The 14668-nt window shown below is 67.9% G+C and carries 11 protein-coding genes; 2 read left to right on the plus strand and 9 right to left on the minus strand.

Annotation, left to right across the window (positions count from 1 at the left end; all coding sequences use genetic code 11):
- Window positions 1-18: 18 nt before the first annotated feature.
- From acnD to FHT32_RS03410, 3 genes are read right to left on the minus strand one after another with little or no spacing between them, the layout of a single operon-like run.
- A complete protein-coding gene (gene acnD / locus FHT32_RS03400) occupies window positions 19-2628 on the minus strand; it encodes a Fe/S-dependent 2-methylisocitrate dehydratase AcnD (protein WP_176663217.1) in 2610 nt (869 codons plus the stop codon).
- A gap of 29 nt (window positions 2629-2657) precedes the next feature.
- Window positions 2658-3821, minus strand: a complete 1164-nt coding sequence (gene prpC / locus FHT32_RS03405; RefSeq protein WP_176663218.1) for a 2-methylcitrate synthase — start codon at window positions 3819-3821, stop codon at window positions 2658-2660.
- Window positions 3818-4348, minus strand: a complete 531-nt coding sequence (locus FHT32_RS03410; protein WP_371132122.1) for an acyl-CoA thioesterase — start codon at window positions 4346-4348, stop codon at window positions 3818-3820. Before FHT32_RS03410 ends, prpC begins: the two co-directional genes overlap by 4 nt.
- On the opposite strand from FHT32_RS03410, the gene FHT32_RS03415 reads away from it, so the two are divergent.
- Complete coding sequence (locus FHT32_RS03415) at window positions 4332-5753, plus strand: short-chain fatty acyl-CoA regulator family protein (RefSeq protein WP_176663219.1); 1422 nt, start codon at window positions 4332-4334, stop codon at window positions 5751-5753. The two genes, FHT32_RS03410 and FHT32_RS03415, sit on opposite strands and share 17 nt — an antisense overlap.
- On the opposite strand, the gene FHT32_RS03420 is transcribed toward FHT32_RS03415, so the two are convergent.
- The 6 genes from FHT32_RS03420 to FHT32_RS03445 all read right to left on the minus strand — a co-directional run bounded on the left by FHT32_RS03420 (window position 5725) and on the right by FHT32_RS03445 (window position 13371).
- The gene (locus tag FHT32_RS03420) at window positions 5725-6699 is read right to left on the minus strand and encodes an AraC family transcriptional regulator (RefSeq protein ID WP_176663220.1); all 975 of its coding nucleotides are present in this window, start codon (window positions 6697-6699) and stop codon (window positions 5725-5727) included. The two genes, FHT32_RS03415 and FHT32_RS03420, sit on opposite strands and share 29 nt — an antisense overlap.
- Before the next feature lie 119 nt (window positions 6700-6818).
- Window positions 6819-7868, minus strand: a complete 1050-nt coding sequence (locus tag FHT32_RS03425) for an ABC transporter ATP-binding protein (RefSeq protein ID WP_176663221.1) — start codon at window positions 7866-7868, stop codon at window positions 6819-6821.
- A gap of 26 nt (window positions 7869-7894) precedes the next feature.
- Entirely contained in the window at window positions 7895-10132 is a 2238-nt protein-coding gene (locus tag FHT32_RS03430) for an iron ABC transporter permease (protein WP_176663222.1), read from the minus strand.
- A 10-nt stretch (window positions 10133-10142) separates the two neighbouring features.
- Entirely contained in the window at window positions 10143-11192 is a 1050-nt protein-coding gene (locus tag FHT32_RS03435; RefSeq protein WP_371132123.1) for an ABC transporter substrate-binding protein, read from the minus strand.
- 144 nt (window positions 11193-11336) lie between these two features.
- Window positions 11337-12683, minus strand: coding sequence for an ATP-binding protein (locus FHT32_RS03440; protein WP_176663223.1), 1347 nt, complete (start codon window positions 12681-12683; stop codon window positions 11337-11339).
- Window position 12684: 1 nt separating this feature from the next.
- Complete coding sequence (locus FHT32_RS03445) at window positions 12685-13371, minus strand: response regulator transcription factor (RefSeq protein ID WP_176663224.1); 687 nt, start codon at window positions 13369-13371, stop codon at window positions 12685-12687.
- A gap of 258 nt (window positions 13372-13629) precedes the next feature.
- Here FHT32_RS03445 and phnD point away from each other — a divergent pair, with 258 nt between their 5' ends.
- Complete coding sequence (gene phnD, locus FHT32_RS03450; RefSeq protein WP_176663225.1) at window positions 13630-14640, plus strand: phosphate/phosphite/phosphonate ABC transporter substrate-binding protein; 1011 nt, start codon at window positions 13630-13632, stop codon at window positions 14638-14640.
- Window positions 14641-14668 lie beyond the last annotated feature (28 nt).

The raw sequence follows: 14668 nt of genomic DNA on the forward strand, positions 1-14668 counted from the left end.
ATTGTCGGGATTGTCGATTCAGGCGGCCACGGGCGCTGCCGATGCGTTCGTGGCAAGGAAGTCCTGTGCGAAGCGCTGCAGCACGCCGCCGGCCTCGTAGATCGACACCTCCTCTGCCGTGTCGAGGCGGCAGGTCATCGGCACTTCGAGCCGCTCGCCGTTGCGGCGGTGGATGACCAGCGTCACATCGGCGCGCGGCTCGCGCGCGCCGCTCACGTCGTAGGTCTCGGTGCCGTCCAGGTCCAGCGTCAGGCGATTGGTGCCGGGCTTGAACTCCAGCGGCAGCACGCCCATGCCGATCAGGTTGGTGCGGTGGATGCGCTCGAAGCCCTCGGCCGCGATGGCCTCCACGCCCGCCAGCCGCACGCCCTTGGCGGCCCAGTCGCGCGAGGAGCCCTGGCCGTAGTCGGCGCCCGCCACGATGATCAGCGGCTGCCTGCGCAGCATGTAGGTCTCGATGGCCTCCCACATGCGCATGACCTTCCCTTCGGGCTCCACGCGCGCCAGCGAGCCGGCGCGCACGCTGCCGTCTTCCTTGCGCACCATCTCGTTGCGCAGCGTGGGGTTGGCGAAGGTGGCGCGCTGCGCGGTGAGATGGTCGCCGCGATGGGTGGCGTAGGAGTTGAAGTCCTCCTCGGGCAGGCCCATCCTGTGGAGGTACTCGCCGGCCGCGCTGTCCATCAGGATCGCGTTGGAGGGCGAGAGATGGTCGGTCGTGATGTTGTCCGGCAGGATCGCCAGCGGCCGCATGCCCCTGAGCGTGCGCTCTCCGGCCAGCGCGCCCTCCCAGTACGGCGGGCGGCGGATGTAGGTGGAGGCGGCACGCCACTCGTACAGCGGTGCGACCTTCTCGCCGGTGTCGGGCCGGATGGCGAACATCGGCTCGTACACCTGCCGGAAGTGCTCGGGCTTCACGCTCGACTTCACGATGGCATCGATCTCCGCGTCGTCGGGCCAGATGTCCTTCAGCCGCACTTCCCTGCCATCGACCACGGCCAGCACGTCGCGCTCGATGTCGAAGCGCACGGTGCCGGCAATGGCATAGGCCACCACCAGCGGCGGCGATGCAAGAAAGGCCTGCTTCGCATGCGGATGGATGCGGCCGTCGAAATTGCGGTTGCCCGAGAGCACCGCCGTCGCGTAGAGGTCGCGCTCGACGATCTCCCGCTGGATCGCCGGGTCCAGCGCGCCCGACATGCCGTTGCACGAGGTGCAGGCGTAGGCCACCACACCGAAGCCGAGCTTCTCGAGCTCGCCCACCAGGCCGGCTTCCTGCAGGTACAGCGTCACGGCCTTGGAACCCGGCGCCAGCGACGACTTGACCCACGGCTTGCGCGCGAGGCCCAGCCGGTTGGCGTTGCGCGCCAGCAGCCCTGCGGCGATCACGTTGCGCGGGTTGCTGGTGTTGGTGCAGCTGGTGATGGCCGCGATGATGACCGCGCCGTCGGGCATGCGGCCCGGCTCTTCGCGCCATGGCGCCGCGATGCCGCGCGCAGCGAGTTCGGTGGTGGCCACGCGCGCATGCGGGTTCGACGGGCCGGCCATGTTGCGCACCACCGTCGACAGGTCGAACTGCAGCACGCGCTCGTACTCCGCGTCCTTCAGCGTGTCGGCCCACAGGCCGGCGTGCCTTGCGTAGGTTTCGACCAGCCGCACCTGCTCGTCGCTGCGGCCGGTGAGCCGCAGGTAGTCGATGGTCTGCGAGTCGATCGCGAACATCGCGGCCGTGGCGCCGTACTCGGGTGCCATGTTCGAGACGGTCGCGCGGTCGCCGAGCGTGAGGCTGGCCGCGCCCTCGCCATGGAACTCGAGGTACGCGCCCACCACCTTCGACTGGCGCAGGAACTCGGTCAGCGCCAGCACCACGTCGGTGGCGGTGATGCCCGGTCGCGGCCGGCCCGAGAGCTTCACGCCGACGATGACGGGCAGGCGCATCCACGAGGCGCGGCCCAGCATCACGTTCTCTGCCTCCAGCCCGCCCACGCCGATGGCGACGACGCCCAGCGCATCGACGTGCGGCGTGTGGCTGTCGGTGCCGACCAGCGTGTCGGGGTAGGCCACGCCGTCCTGCGCGTGCACCACCGGCGACATCCGCTCCAGGTTGATCTGATGCATGATCCCGTTGCCCGGCGGGATCACCTCCACGTTCCTGAAGGCCCGCTTCGTCCAGTCGATGAAGTGGAAGCGGTCTTCGTTGCGCCGGTCTTCTATGGCGCGGTTCTTCGCGAAGGCATCGGGGTCGAATCCTCCGCACTCCACCGCCAGCGAATGGTCGACGATGAGCTGCACCGGCACCACCGGGTTCACCTGCGCCGGGTCGCCGCCCTGCTCGGCGATGGCATCGCGCAGGCCGGCCAGGTCGACCAGCGCGGTCTGGCCCAGGATGTCGTGGCACACCACGCGCGCCGGAAACCACGGAAAGTCGTGCTCCCTCTTTCCCTCGACGATCTGCCGCAGGCTGCGTTCGAGGATGGCCGGGTCGCAGCGGCGCACCAGGTTCTCGGCATGCACGCGCGAGGTGTAGGGCAGCTTGGCCCAGGCGCCGGGGCGGATGGCTTCGACGGCTTCATGCGCGTCGAAATAGTCCAGCGAAGTGCCGGGGAGATTCTTGCGGTACTGGGTATTCATGGGGCGGCGCTCGGCCTCTTCTTCGCTTTTTACTTCCGATCCTCGATCGGCGCGAACTCCAGATCTTCCGGGCCCGTGTAGTTGGCGCTCGGCCGGATGATCTTGTTGTCGATGCGCTGTTCGATGATGTGCGCCGCCCAGCCCGAGGTGCGCGCGATCACGAAGAGCGGTGTGAACATGGCCGTGGGCACGCCCATCATGTGATAGCTCACCGCGCTGAACCAGTCGAGGTTGGGAAACATCTTCTTCACCTCCCACATCACGCCTTCGAGCCGCTCGGCGATGTCGAACATCTTGGTCGAGCCGGCCTGCTGCGAGAGCGACTTCGCCACGCCCTTGATGACCACGTTGCGCGGATCGCTCACGGTGTAGACGGGGTGGCCGAAGCCGATCACGACCTCCTTCGCCTCGACCCGGCGGCGGATGTCGGCCTCGGCCTCGTCGGGGGAGTCGTAGCGCTTCTGGATCTCGAAGGCCACCTCGTTGGCGCCGCCGTGCTTGGGCCCGCGCAGCGCGCCGATGGCGCCGGTGATGGCCGAGTACATGTCGGAGCCGGTGCCCGCCACCACGCGCGCGGTGAAGGTCGATGCGTTGAACTCGTGCTCGGCGTAGAGGTTGAGCGAGGTGTGCATCGCGCGCACCCAGGCCTCGGAAGGCTTGCGGCCGTGCAGCAGGTGGAGGAAGTGGCCGCCGATGGAGTCGTCGTCGGTCTCCACGTCGATGCGCTTTCCCTGCGTGGACCAGTGGTACCAGTACAGCAGCATCGAGCCCAGAGAAGCCATCAGCCGGTCGGCGATGTCGCGTGCGCCCGGCAGGTTGTGGTCTTCCTTCTCGGGGAGCATGCAGCCCAGCGACGACACGCCGGTGCGCATCACGTCCATCGGGTGCGCACCGGCGGGCAGCTGCTCCAGCGCCTCCTTCAGGCTCGCGGGCAGGCCGCGCATCGACCTGAGCTTCGCCTTGTAGGCGCGCAGCTCCGCCGCCGTGGGCAGCTTGCCGTGCACCAGCAGGTGCGCGATCTCCTCGAACTCGCAGACTTCTGCGATGTCGAGGATGTCGTAGCCGCGGTAGTGCAGGTCGTTGCCGGTGCGTCCTACCGTGCACAGCGCGGTGTTGCCGGCGGTCACGCCGGACAGGGCCACGGATTTCTTGGCCCTGAAGCCGGGAGCCGTGGGGGTTGCGGTGTCGTTCATGCTTCTTCCTTCTCTCGATGCAGATAAGCGCCGGAAATGCGCGCGGGCCGGCCGTTGCCATCGACGGCGACCATCTCGAACCAGGACCGCAGTACCGCCCGAGGCTCGCGCCCGAGCTGCTGCGCGGTGCCGCTGACGCACACCGTCAGTGAACTGCGGCCGACGCGGCTGATGGAGCCGCGCAGACGCAGCACGCTGCCCACCGGCACCGGCGCGAGGAACTGCGCGTCACCGCAGCGGGCCATCACCACGTCGGCCTTCGCAAACGCCCGCGCACACAGGAAGGCCGCCTTGGACATCAGCATCAGCGCGTTGCCGCCGAAGAGCGTGCCGTAGTGGTTGGCGTGCTCGGGAAACACGATTTCCGTGAGTTCGAACGCGGTGTTCTCGTCAGTCATGGATTCGCAATTTACGCAAATGCGTTGCCATAATGAAGGACTGAAACAGCCAATCATTGCGAATGGAAAACGCGAGATTTGCGAATATTGCAAATACGCAAGGAGCCGCACGATGAGCAAGACCTTCATGGGCGTGCGCCTGCGCAAGCTGCGCGCGGAGCGCGGCATGACGCAGGTGGCGCTGGCCCAGGCGCTGGGGCTTTCGCCCAGCTACCTCAACCAGATCGAACAGAACCAGCGGCCGCTGACCGTGGCCGTGCTGCTCAGGATCAGCCGCACGCTCGGCGTCGACGTGCAGCAGTTCTCCGAGGACGAGGAAGCCCGCCTCGTCTCGAGCATGCGCGACGCGCTGGCCGACAACCCCGGCGGCGAAGCCGTCGCGCTGCCGGAGCTGCGCGAGGTGGCCTCGCAGATGCCGGCGGTGGCGCGCGCGCTGCTCGCGCTGCATCGCCGCCACCAGGAAGCCATGGAGCGGCTCGAGATCATGGCCGCCGGGCTGGGCGACGGACGCGGCGAGCTCACGAGCGCGCGCCCCATGCCCTTCGAGGCCGTGCGCGACTTCTTCTTCGCCCACCAGAACCACTTCGAGGAACTGGACCAGCGCGCCGAGAGGCTCGCCGAAGAAGCGCGCGGCCACGGCGGCCCGCTGTCCGAATGGCTGCAGCGGCGGCTGCTGGAGCAGCACGGCGTGCGCGTGGTGCCCACCGACGACGACGCCATCGAGAGCCAGCGCCGCTACGACCCCGCCAGCCGCGTGCTGCGCCTGTCGGGCAGCCTGGAGCCGGGCCAGCAGTCGTTTCAGCTCGCGACCCAGCTGGCGCTGCTGGAGCAGACGAGGCTGATCGAATCGCTGCTCGAAGGCGCAGGCTTCGACGACGCCCCGACGCACGCGCTGGCCCGCATAGGGCTGGCGAACTATTTCGCCAGCGCGGTGCTGCTGCCCTACGAGCTCTTCCTGAAGGCTGCGGAAGCCCTGCGCTACGACATCGACCTGCTGGGGCGCCGCTTCGGCGTGGGCTTCGAGACGGTGTGCCATCGCCTGAGCTCGATGCAGCGGCCCGGCGCGCCCGGCGTGCCCTTCTTCTTCATCCGCGTGGACCGCGCGGGCAACATCTCGAAGCGGCAGTCGGCCACGCACTTCCACTTCTCGAAGACCGGCGGCACCTGCCCGCTGTGGAACGTGTACGAGGCCTTCGCGCAGCCCGGGCGCGTGCTGCGGCAGCTCGCGCGCATGCCCGACGGGCGCACCTACCTGTGGGTGGCGCGCACGGTGTCGCACGGGCAGCGCGGGTTCGGCTCACCGAGCAAGGCCTTCGCCATCGGCCTGGGCTGCGACATCCGGCATGCGCCGAGGCTGGTCTATTCCAAGGGACTCGACCTGGCCGACCAGGACGTGCCCACGCCCATCGGCATGGGCTGCAAGGTGTGCGAGCGCACCGCCTGCCCGCAGCGGGCGTTCCCCTTCATCGGGCGGGCGCTGGACGTGAACGAGAACGAAAGCAGGTTCACGCCGTATGCGGTGGCGGATGCCTAGGCTCCACCCAACCGGCGGCATCTGGCGCGCCGCAAACATCCTCCCTTCGCCGGCCCGGATCGCCGAGCGCCCTGTACTCGGTCGGCGTCAGGCCCTTGCGCTTGAGGAACTGCCTGTTGAAGTTCGAAATGTTGTTGAAGCCGACCGCGTAGCAGATGGCGCTGATCTGCCGGTCGCCATGAAGGAGCAACTGGCAGGCCCTGGTCACCCGCAGCTCCGTGACGAAGGAGGTGAACGTGGTGCCGGTGAGCTTTCGGAACTGCCGCGACAGCGCTGCCTCCTGCATTCCGAACTTGGCGCTGATCTCGGGCAGGCTGAATTCCTGCATGTAGTTCGTCCGCAGGTAGTCGAGCACCGCGTAGATCTTTCCCCATCGGCAGTGGGCCAGGGGCTGCGCCTGCTCGTAGTTCAGCCTCGTGAGAACGCGCGTGTCCTTCCATCGCGCGAGTTCGTTCAGAAGCGCCGCGAAAGCCGCGAAGCGCTCCAGCCCGCGGCTCTGCGCGATCCTCGTCAGGTAGCTCGCCGCGGCCTCCCGGAATCCGACGAACTCGACGCCCTGGCGGGCCCTGTCCAGGAGGGCTTCGGCCTCGCGCAGGTCCGGCAGCAAGGCCATGCTGTTGCGCAAGGGCGCCTCGGCGAACCGCAGCACCGGGTTCATCGCCGCGCATGCATCGTCGGCCGGGCCCGAGAACCGGAAGTTGTGCGGCAGGCGCGGACCGATCAGCACGACGTTGCCCGGCGCGAAGCTGTGGATCTCGTCGCCCACGAAGGCGCGCGCGAACGGGGCGCCTATCGCATGGAGCTCGAAATCCTGGGGATAGCGCAGCCGCCCGGGCAGCCACGGCACGCCGCGCTCCGAAAAGGACAGGCACGAGTTCATGTCTATCGGCGATCCGCGGCGCTGCGGCTGCGCCGGCTGGCCGTGCTCGAATTCGGGCAGCTGCAAGAGGGAACAGCCATCGTCCGCGCTGCCGGAAAACGCCGGCTCTCGCAATCTCGTCTGCATGGTCTGGAGGCTGCCCCGCCCGAGTCGCATCGTCGTCCGGCAAGGGCAGCGGGCGTGGCCTAGTTCACGGAGGAAACGATGGACACGCCATGGTCGGCCAGGTGCAGGCTCACCGGCGCGCCATGGGCCAGGGTCTGCCTGACCTCGGGCGACACCACGAAGATTTCGCCGAGCTCGCTGGAGAAGGTGTACTCGACGGTACTGCCGACGTAGGTCCTCTTGATCACCCGCGCCGCGAGGCCGTCGTTGGCCACGGGCCTGATGACCCAGGCTTCCGGTCGCACGGCGACCTTCACCGGTCCCGGGCCGATTCCGGCGGGTGTCGCGATGCTCAGGGATCCCAGGCGAACGCGCTGCTGCCCGTCGCAAAGTCCGTCGAACAGCATGGCCTCGCCCATGAAGCCCGCCACGAACTCCGACTGCGGCGATTCGTACAGCTCATGGGGTTCCCCGCGCTGCGCGATCACGCCCTGGTCCATCACGATGATGTGGTCGCTGACCGCCAGCGCCTCGCTCTGGTCGTGCGTCACATAGGCCACCGTCAGCGAAAGGCGCTGCTGCAGCGAGCGGATCTCCTCGCGCATGGAACGCCGCAGGCGGGCGTCCAGGTTGGACAGGGGCTCGTCGAACAGCAGCACCGCGGGCTCCAGCGCAAGCGCACGCGCGAGCGCAACGCGTTGCTGCTGGCCGCCGGAGAGCTCGCTCGGCATGCGCTCGTTCATTCCCTTCAGCCCGACGGTCTCGAGCATCAGCCCCGCCTTCTCCCTGGCCTGGGGCTTCGGCAGGCCCGACATGCGCAGCCCGTAGGACACGTTCTCGATCACGCTCATGTGCGGGAACAGCGCATAGCTCTGGAAGACCAAGCTCACGTTGCGCTGCGCCGCGCCGAGCGTGGTGACGTCCACGCCGTCGATGAAGATGCGGCCCGAGCTTGGGCTCTCCAGGCCCGCGATCATCCGCAGCGTCGTGGTCTTTCCGCACCCCGAGGGGCCGAGGATGGTGGTCAGCGTCCCCTTGGGCACGCCGAAGCTGATGTCCCTGACGACCATCGGCGCGCCGGCGCCGGTGCCGTAGCTCTTGGAGACGTTCTTGAATTCGATGCCGTACATGGTTTTCTCTCGATGGAAGATGGGGATCATGGCGATGCCGTTGCCGCTGGGCTTCGGGCTGGGCTTCTGTTCACGCCGGGCGTGCCGCCGGCAGGTGCTGCCGGCGCGGGAGTCCTTCTGCCCAGGCGGCGATTGCCGATCCACCACTGCACACAGCCCGTGACCAGCGCCATCAGGACGATGAGGGCCGTGCTGTACGCCAGGGCGACGCCGTAGTCGCCCTGGCCCACGCGCCCGATGATGAAGGTCGTCGCCAGCTCGGTCTCCGCCGTCACGAGGAAGATCACGGCGGACACGGTGGTCATCGACCGCACGAAACTGTAGATGAGCGAAGCGGCCAGCGCGGGCTTGAGCAGCGGCAGCGTGACCGACCAGAGCGTGCGCGCCGTCGAGGCGCGAAGCATCAGAGAGGCCTCGTCGAGCGACTTGTCGAGCTGCTTGAACGCAGCGGCGCCGGCGCGCACGCCCACCGGAAGATTCCGGAAAATGAAGCACATCACGATGATCAGGCCGGTGCCGGTCATCTCCAGCGGCGGCACGTTGAACGCGAGCACGTAGCTCACGCCCAGGACCGTTCCCGGAATCGCAAAGGCCATGAGGGCCGAGAACTCGAACGCGCCCTGCGCGCGAAACTGGACGCGGGCCAGCAGCCAGGCGATCAACAGGCCCAGGCCCGCCGTGAGCGGTGCCGCGAGCGCCGCCAGGCGCACCGTCGTGAAGAGCGAATCCCAGGCAACGCCGATCCATTGCACGGCGCCACCATCGATCGCGAAATCGAAGGCCGTGCGGAAGTGGGCAAGGGTCGGCGAATAGTTGCGGCCCCAGGTCTGCACGAAGCCGCCACAGAATGCGAACACATAGACGACCAGCGTGAAGACCAGCCAGGGCACCACCACGCACAGCGCCGCGCGCCGAAGCCCGTCGGGCAGGCGCATCGAGAGGCCCGCGTCGCCCTTGCCCGAGACGGTGGTGAAGTTCTTCCGGCCGAGAACGCGGCGCTGCAGCGCGAAGACGCCCAGTGCGAACACGCTGAGGATGAGGGCGAGCGCGGCCGCCCTGCCCTGGTCGAACTGGGCGCCGACGATGGCGAAGAAGATCTCCGTGGACAGCACCGAGAACTGGCCGCCGACGATGATCGGGTTGCCGAAGTCCGCGATGCTCTCGATGAAGCCGACGAGGAACGCATTGGTGAGGCCCGGCAGCATCAGCGGGAAGGTCACGTACAGGAAGGTGCGCCAGCCGCCCGCGCGCAGGGTCTGCGAGGCCTCCTCCAGCGAAGGGCTGATGCCTTCGATGACACCGCGCACGATCAGGAAGGCGATCGGGGTGAAAGCGAACAGCTGCGCAAGCCACACGCCGAACCAGCCATAGAACCAGCGCGTGGGCTCCACGCCGAAGGCCCATTCGACCAGTTGGTTGACGAGGCCCGCGCGGCCGAACAGGAGGATGAGGCCCAGCCCCACCACGAACGGAGGCGTGATGATGGGCAGGGGCGCGAGGAACCGCAGCGCGTTGCGGATCCGGGAGTCGCTGCGGTTCTCGACCAGTGCCAGGAGCGTGCCGAGCACCGTCGTCGTGATGCCGGTCAGCGTGGCCAGCGCCAGCGTGTTCCACGCGACGCCGCAGCTTTGCGCCGAATACACGCAGCCGACGCCCCAGATACGCTCGCTCGCGATGCGTGCGAGCCAGGCTGCCACGCTGGGCTGGCCGCTGTCGTCGAGGAAGGCGCCGTACAGCGACCTGAAGACCGGGAAGGCGACGAAGGTGACCAGCAGGCCGCTGACGCCGACGACCGCCGCCGCCACGAACAGGTCGCCGCGGAACGCACCGGTGCGCGCCATGCCGAAGGCAGTCAGCATCAGCAGCGAGCACAGCACCAGCATGGCGCCCCAGCCGAAGCCGGGCTGGCTTGCGCCGGCGATCAGGCCGGTGCCAGGCAATCCGATGGCAAAGCCCTGCAGCAGCACGCCAGCGGCACCCAGCGCGCCGCACCAGGCAAGAAGGCGGCCCTGCGCCCTGCCCGGTGCCATGCGCAGGGCCGCCAGGGCGGCGACCATCGGCCAGAGCCCCAGTGCCAGCCAGGGGCGCCGATGCAGCAATGTCTGGGCGAGCGCGCTGGAGCTGTCGTGCCCCGCGAGCAATTCGCCGATGCCCTGCAGGCCGGACAGGCCCTCGGGCAGCGCGTACCAGGGAAGGACGCAGAACGCGACGAGGCCGATGATCGACCAGACCGCGATCGGTCGGTTGTTGTCGTTGAGTTTCATGCCGGAACGATCAGCGTTGCTGGGAATTGACCTCGCGCTCCCAGCGTTCGATCAGGCGCTTGCGCTCTGCCGACTGCCCGTACTTCGCGTAGTCGTAGTCGATGAGGCGGATCTTGCGGAAATCGGGAATGTGGCTGTCCAGGCTGGCCGACTTGTTCGCGGGCAGCTGGTACTGGTGCGCCGCGGCAGCCAACTGCTGTGCCGCCGGGGTCAGCGCCCATTCATAGAACTTCCTGGCGTTGTCGAGGTTGCGTGCGCCCTTGACGATCGACATCGATCCGATCTCCGCGCCCGTTCCCTCGCAGGGTGTCGCGGTCGCGATCGGGAAGCCCTGCATCTGCTCGCTGGGCGCGTCATGGACGAAGCTGATGGAAACCGTCGTCTCGCCTCGGGCCGCCGCCTTGATCGGCCCCGTGCCGGAGCGCGCGTACTGCCCGACGTTCCTGTGCAGCGCCTTCATGTACTCGAAGGCCTTGTCCTCGCCCATCAGCTGCACCAGGGTCGCGATCATGGTGTAGGCGGTACCCGAACTCGCCGGATTGGCGACCTGGATCTCGCCGCGCAGCGCCGGCGAGAGCAGGTCCTTCCAGCACTTGGGCTCCGGCAGCTTCTTCTTCGCAAGCAGCTCGGTGTTGAATGCGAAGCCCAGCGGCCCTGAATACACGCCCACGGTCCGCCATTTCGATTGCTCGGCCTGCGCCTGCGACCATGCGTGAAGCTGCGGCAGCGACGGCGACTTGTATTCGAGCGTCAGATCCTGCTCGGCCGCCTGCAGGTGGGGATCGCCCGTCCCGCCGAACCACACGTCGGTCTTTGGATTGCTGCGCTCCGCCAGCAGCTGCGCCAGCGCCTCGCCGCTGCCGCGCTTCAGCACGTTGACCTTGATGCCGGAACTGCGGGCGAAGGTCGTGCTCATGAGCGAGCACCATTCGTCCTGCACGGAGCAGATGACGTTCAGCTGGCCGGCACCCTGGGCATGGGCGGCAGGAACGCCGGCCACGCCTGCCACACCTGCCATGGCGAGGGCAGCAATCGCGGCGAGCGCGTTTTTCTTCTTCATGTTCGTCTCCTTGACGGTTGGATCGAGAGATTTTTCGAAAGCACTGCCCCCGCCACGCGAATCCACGCGAAGGCTGCGAAAAGGCACGGTTCGGAAAGCGCGGACAACAGGCGCAGCGACGCGGCATCGCTGCACCGCGGGCGGTCAGGGCCCCTGGCTCCAGCGAACGACGGCGTCGACCCCGATGACGCGGCCACCGTCGACCCGGTTGTGGATCTCCATGCTCGCGCCCATGGCCTCCGCGATCTGGCGGCAGATGGACAGGCCGAGCCCGACACCGCCCTTGGTTGCGGAGAACGCCTGGAACAGCCGCGGGCGCAGCGCGTCGTCCACGCCGGGCCCGCCGTCCCACACCACCAGCTCCACCGTCGCGGCGTAGGCGCGCACCAGGATGCCAAGGCGGCCGCCGTCGGGCGTGTGATGTATCGCGTTCGCAAGCAGGTTGCGAAGCAGCTCGCCGAGCATGAGCGGATCGCCGGTGGCGCCCAGTGTGTCGTCGCCTTCGAGGGCGAAGTCCAGGCGCTTGGCCGCGATGAGCGGTGCGAGCTCCATCACCGCGTCCAGCGCCACGGCATGCAGCAGCACCGTCTGCAGCCGGCCCGCGCGCTTGATCTGCTCGAGCTTGCTCAGGCTGAGCAGCTGGTTGGCCATGTCCGTCGCGCGATCCACCGTGTGCAGCATCTGCGGCAGGACCTCGGTGGCCGGCACGTCGCCCGCGATGGCCGACTGCAGCTGGGTGCGAAGCACCGACATCGGGGTGCGCAGCTGGTGCGACGCGTCGGCGAGGAAACGGCGCTGCTCTTCCACCCACTCGCGCTGCCGCAGATGGAGTTCATGCATGCGCGCCATCGCCGGGCGAAGCTCGGACGGCCCGTCGTAGAGCTCCATATCGAGTTGCGGTGCATCGAGGGCCTGGCGTGCGCGCTCCAGCCAGCGCGAGGTCAGGACCACTCCCGAGATCACCACCAGCGACATGCCGACCGCGGCCGTGCCGATCCATCCGAGCAACCCCAAGGGAAGCTCGTGCCAGACGTCGAAGCGCACATGCATGGGCTCGGCGAACTGGACGACCACTTTCCGGCCAGGATCCCCCGCGTCCTTGCGCAGGGCCGCCACGGCCCGCACCGACACGTTGCCTCGCTGGCTCACGTAGAAGCGGGGCTCGCCGGACTCGGGCAAGGTCGATATCCAGGGGAAGGCCTCGAGCTGCGGATCGCCCGCGATCCGGCTCCCGTCGACGGACCCGAGCCGATAGAACAGCGGCACCGGCGGCAGCGGACCTTGGGCGCCCTGCATCTCCCCGCCCACGGTATCGATCTGCCCGAGCTTCGCCGCAAGGCGGGCATCCTGCTCGCGCGCCAGTGCGACCAGGGCCGCCACCAAGTGGACGAGCACGATGCACGCGGTCAGCAGCCACAGCCCGCCGAGCAGCCACAGGAGCAGGAAGCGCCTCAGCGACGTGGGGCGCGGCGATCGAAGCGGCGGCGTCATGTCAGGCCGAAGGACGCTGCGCCGCCGCCGAGGCGTCGTCGCACAACAGGTAGCCGACGCCACGCAGGTTCAGCACTTCGACATTCGCGCCGACCAGCTTCTTCCTGAGCCTGTGCACGACGACATCGATGGCGTCCGCCTGCGCCGCGTCCGCGCCGAACACCGCCTCCCTCAATACCTCCCTGGGGACGACGTGCTCGACGCGTGACATCAGCTTTTTCAAAAGATCGGCCTCGCGCTGCGAAAGATCGAGCGGGCTCTGGTCCTTGTAGAAGACATTGGCCGACGCCTCGTAGCGCAGCCGCCCGCACCGGAACTGCCCGTCGCGTCCGAAGCGGCGGGTCAATGCGCCGATGCGCGCGATCATCTCCTCCAGGTCGAACGGCTTGGCCAGATAGTCGTCCGCCCCGGCGTTCAGTCCCGCGATCCGGTCGCCGACCGCGCCCCTGGCGGTCAGCACGAGTACCGGCGTCGTGTTCCCGTCGCCTCGCAGGCGATGCAGCAGCTCGAGCCCGTCGAGCCCCGGAAGCGACAGGTCGAGCACGATGATGTCGAAGCTCTTCTTGCGGGCCGCAGCCAGGGCCTCGATGCCATCGCTGCAGCACAGAAGCTCGAAGCCGCGCGATGACAGGCTGCGGGAGAGCACCCCCGACAGGTCAAAGTCGTCTTCCACGAGCAAAAGCTTCATGCCCGAATGGTGCCAGCAAGGGCCTTTCCAGGGACTGGGGCTTGCACCACGCATCGGCGAAAGGCAGTCGAAAGAAAGGACGAGAGAAAGGCCTCCCGGGCGAAGTCTTTCAACATGCTTTCGCACAGCCACCGTGCTTTTCCTCTCGGCCGCGCCGCGCGGCGACTCAATCATGAGTTCGGGGCCGCGCACCCGGCTGCTCGGTGCGCGCCTCCCTGCCCACCAACGACACATGCTGGAAAAGCATCAGGAGACAAAGTGAGAAGACGCGATTTCTTGATAGGTGCCGGTGCCGCCGGATGGACGTCCGTCTGGGCGCAAGGCACGCTCCAGGCCCCGAAACCACCCGGATCCCAGCCCGCCACCCGGCTGGCCTTCGGACTCATCAGTCCCCGGGATCCGGAGGTGATGCTGAAAAACTGGAATCCCTTCCTCGACCGGATGGCGCTTGCAACGGGCAGCTCCATGGATCGGCGCGTGTTCGGCACCGCCGACGAGATCGTGAAGGAATTCGCCGCGGGACGGATGGACGTGGCCTGGCTCGGCAATGCGGCGGCGCTCGATGTCGTCGAGATGGGCGCCGGCAGCGTATTCGCCACCATGGTGAACCAGGGCAAGACCTCCTATCGTTCGATCCTCATCGTGCCGCGGGACAGCAGGCTGCGCGATCTCGACGACCTGCTCCGTACCGCGCCGCAGCTGCGTTTTGGCGACGGAGACGAAAAAAGCGCTTCGGGACATCTTGTCCCGATGTACTTCGCATTCGTCAAGAAAGGCGTGAACGACCCGGCCCGCCTGTTCAAGGAGGTCCGGCGCGCCAGCCACGAAGCCAACCTGCTGGCCGTTGCCAGGGGCGAGGTCGATGTCGCCACCAACAACACTTCGGAGCTGGACAACCTTCGCGCCCGGAGCCCGGCCGAGGCCGCGAAGATCCGCGTGATCTGGGAATCGCCGGACATTCCCGAATCCCCGATGGTCTGGCGCACGGAACTGCCGCAGCAGCTCAAGCAGAAGATTGCCTCGTTCACCTACGGATTCGGCACCAGGGACGCGGAGGAGAAAAAGATCCTGTGGGACATCAACAGGCTGACCGGCTGGCGCCAGTCCTCGAACCGGCAGCTCATCACCATCGCCAACCTGGAAATGTTCAAGGCGAGCCAGCAGATCATGCGCGACCCCGGGCTGAGCGAAGCGCAGCGCCTGCAGCAGGTCGGCGCGGTCATGCAACGCGGCTCGAAACTGGAGCAGCTGCTGCGATCCGCCGGCTAGCGGGGGCGACGTCCAGCGGCGCGGGCCC

This window comes from Variovorax sp. SG517 (assembly GCF_013376045.1).
Taxonomy (GTDB): Bacteria; Pseudomonadota; Gammaproteobacteria; order Burkholderiales; family Burkholderiaceae_C; genus Variovorax.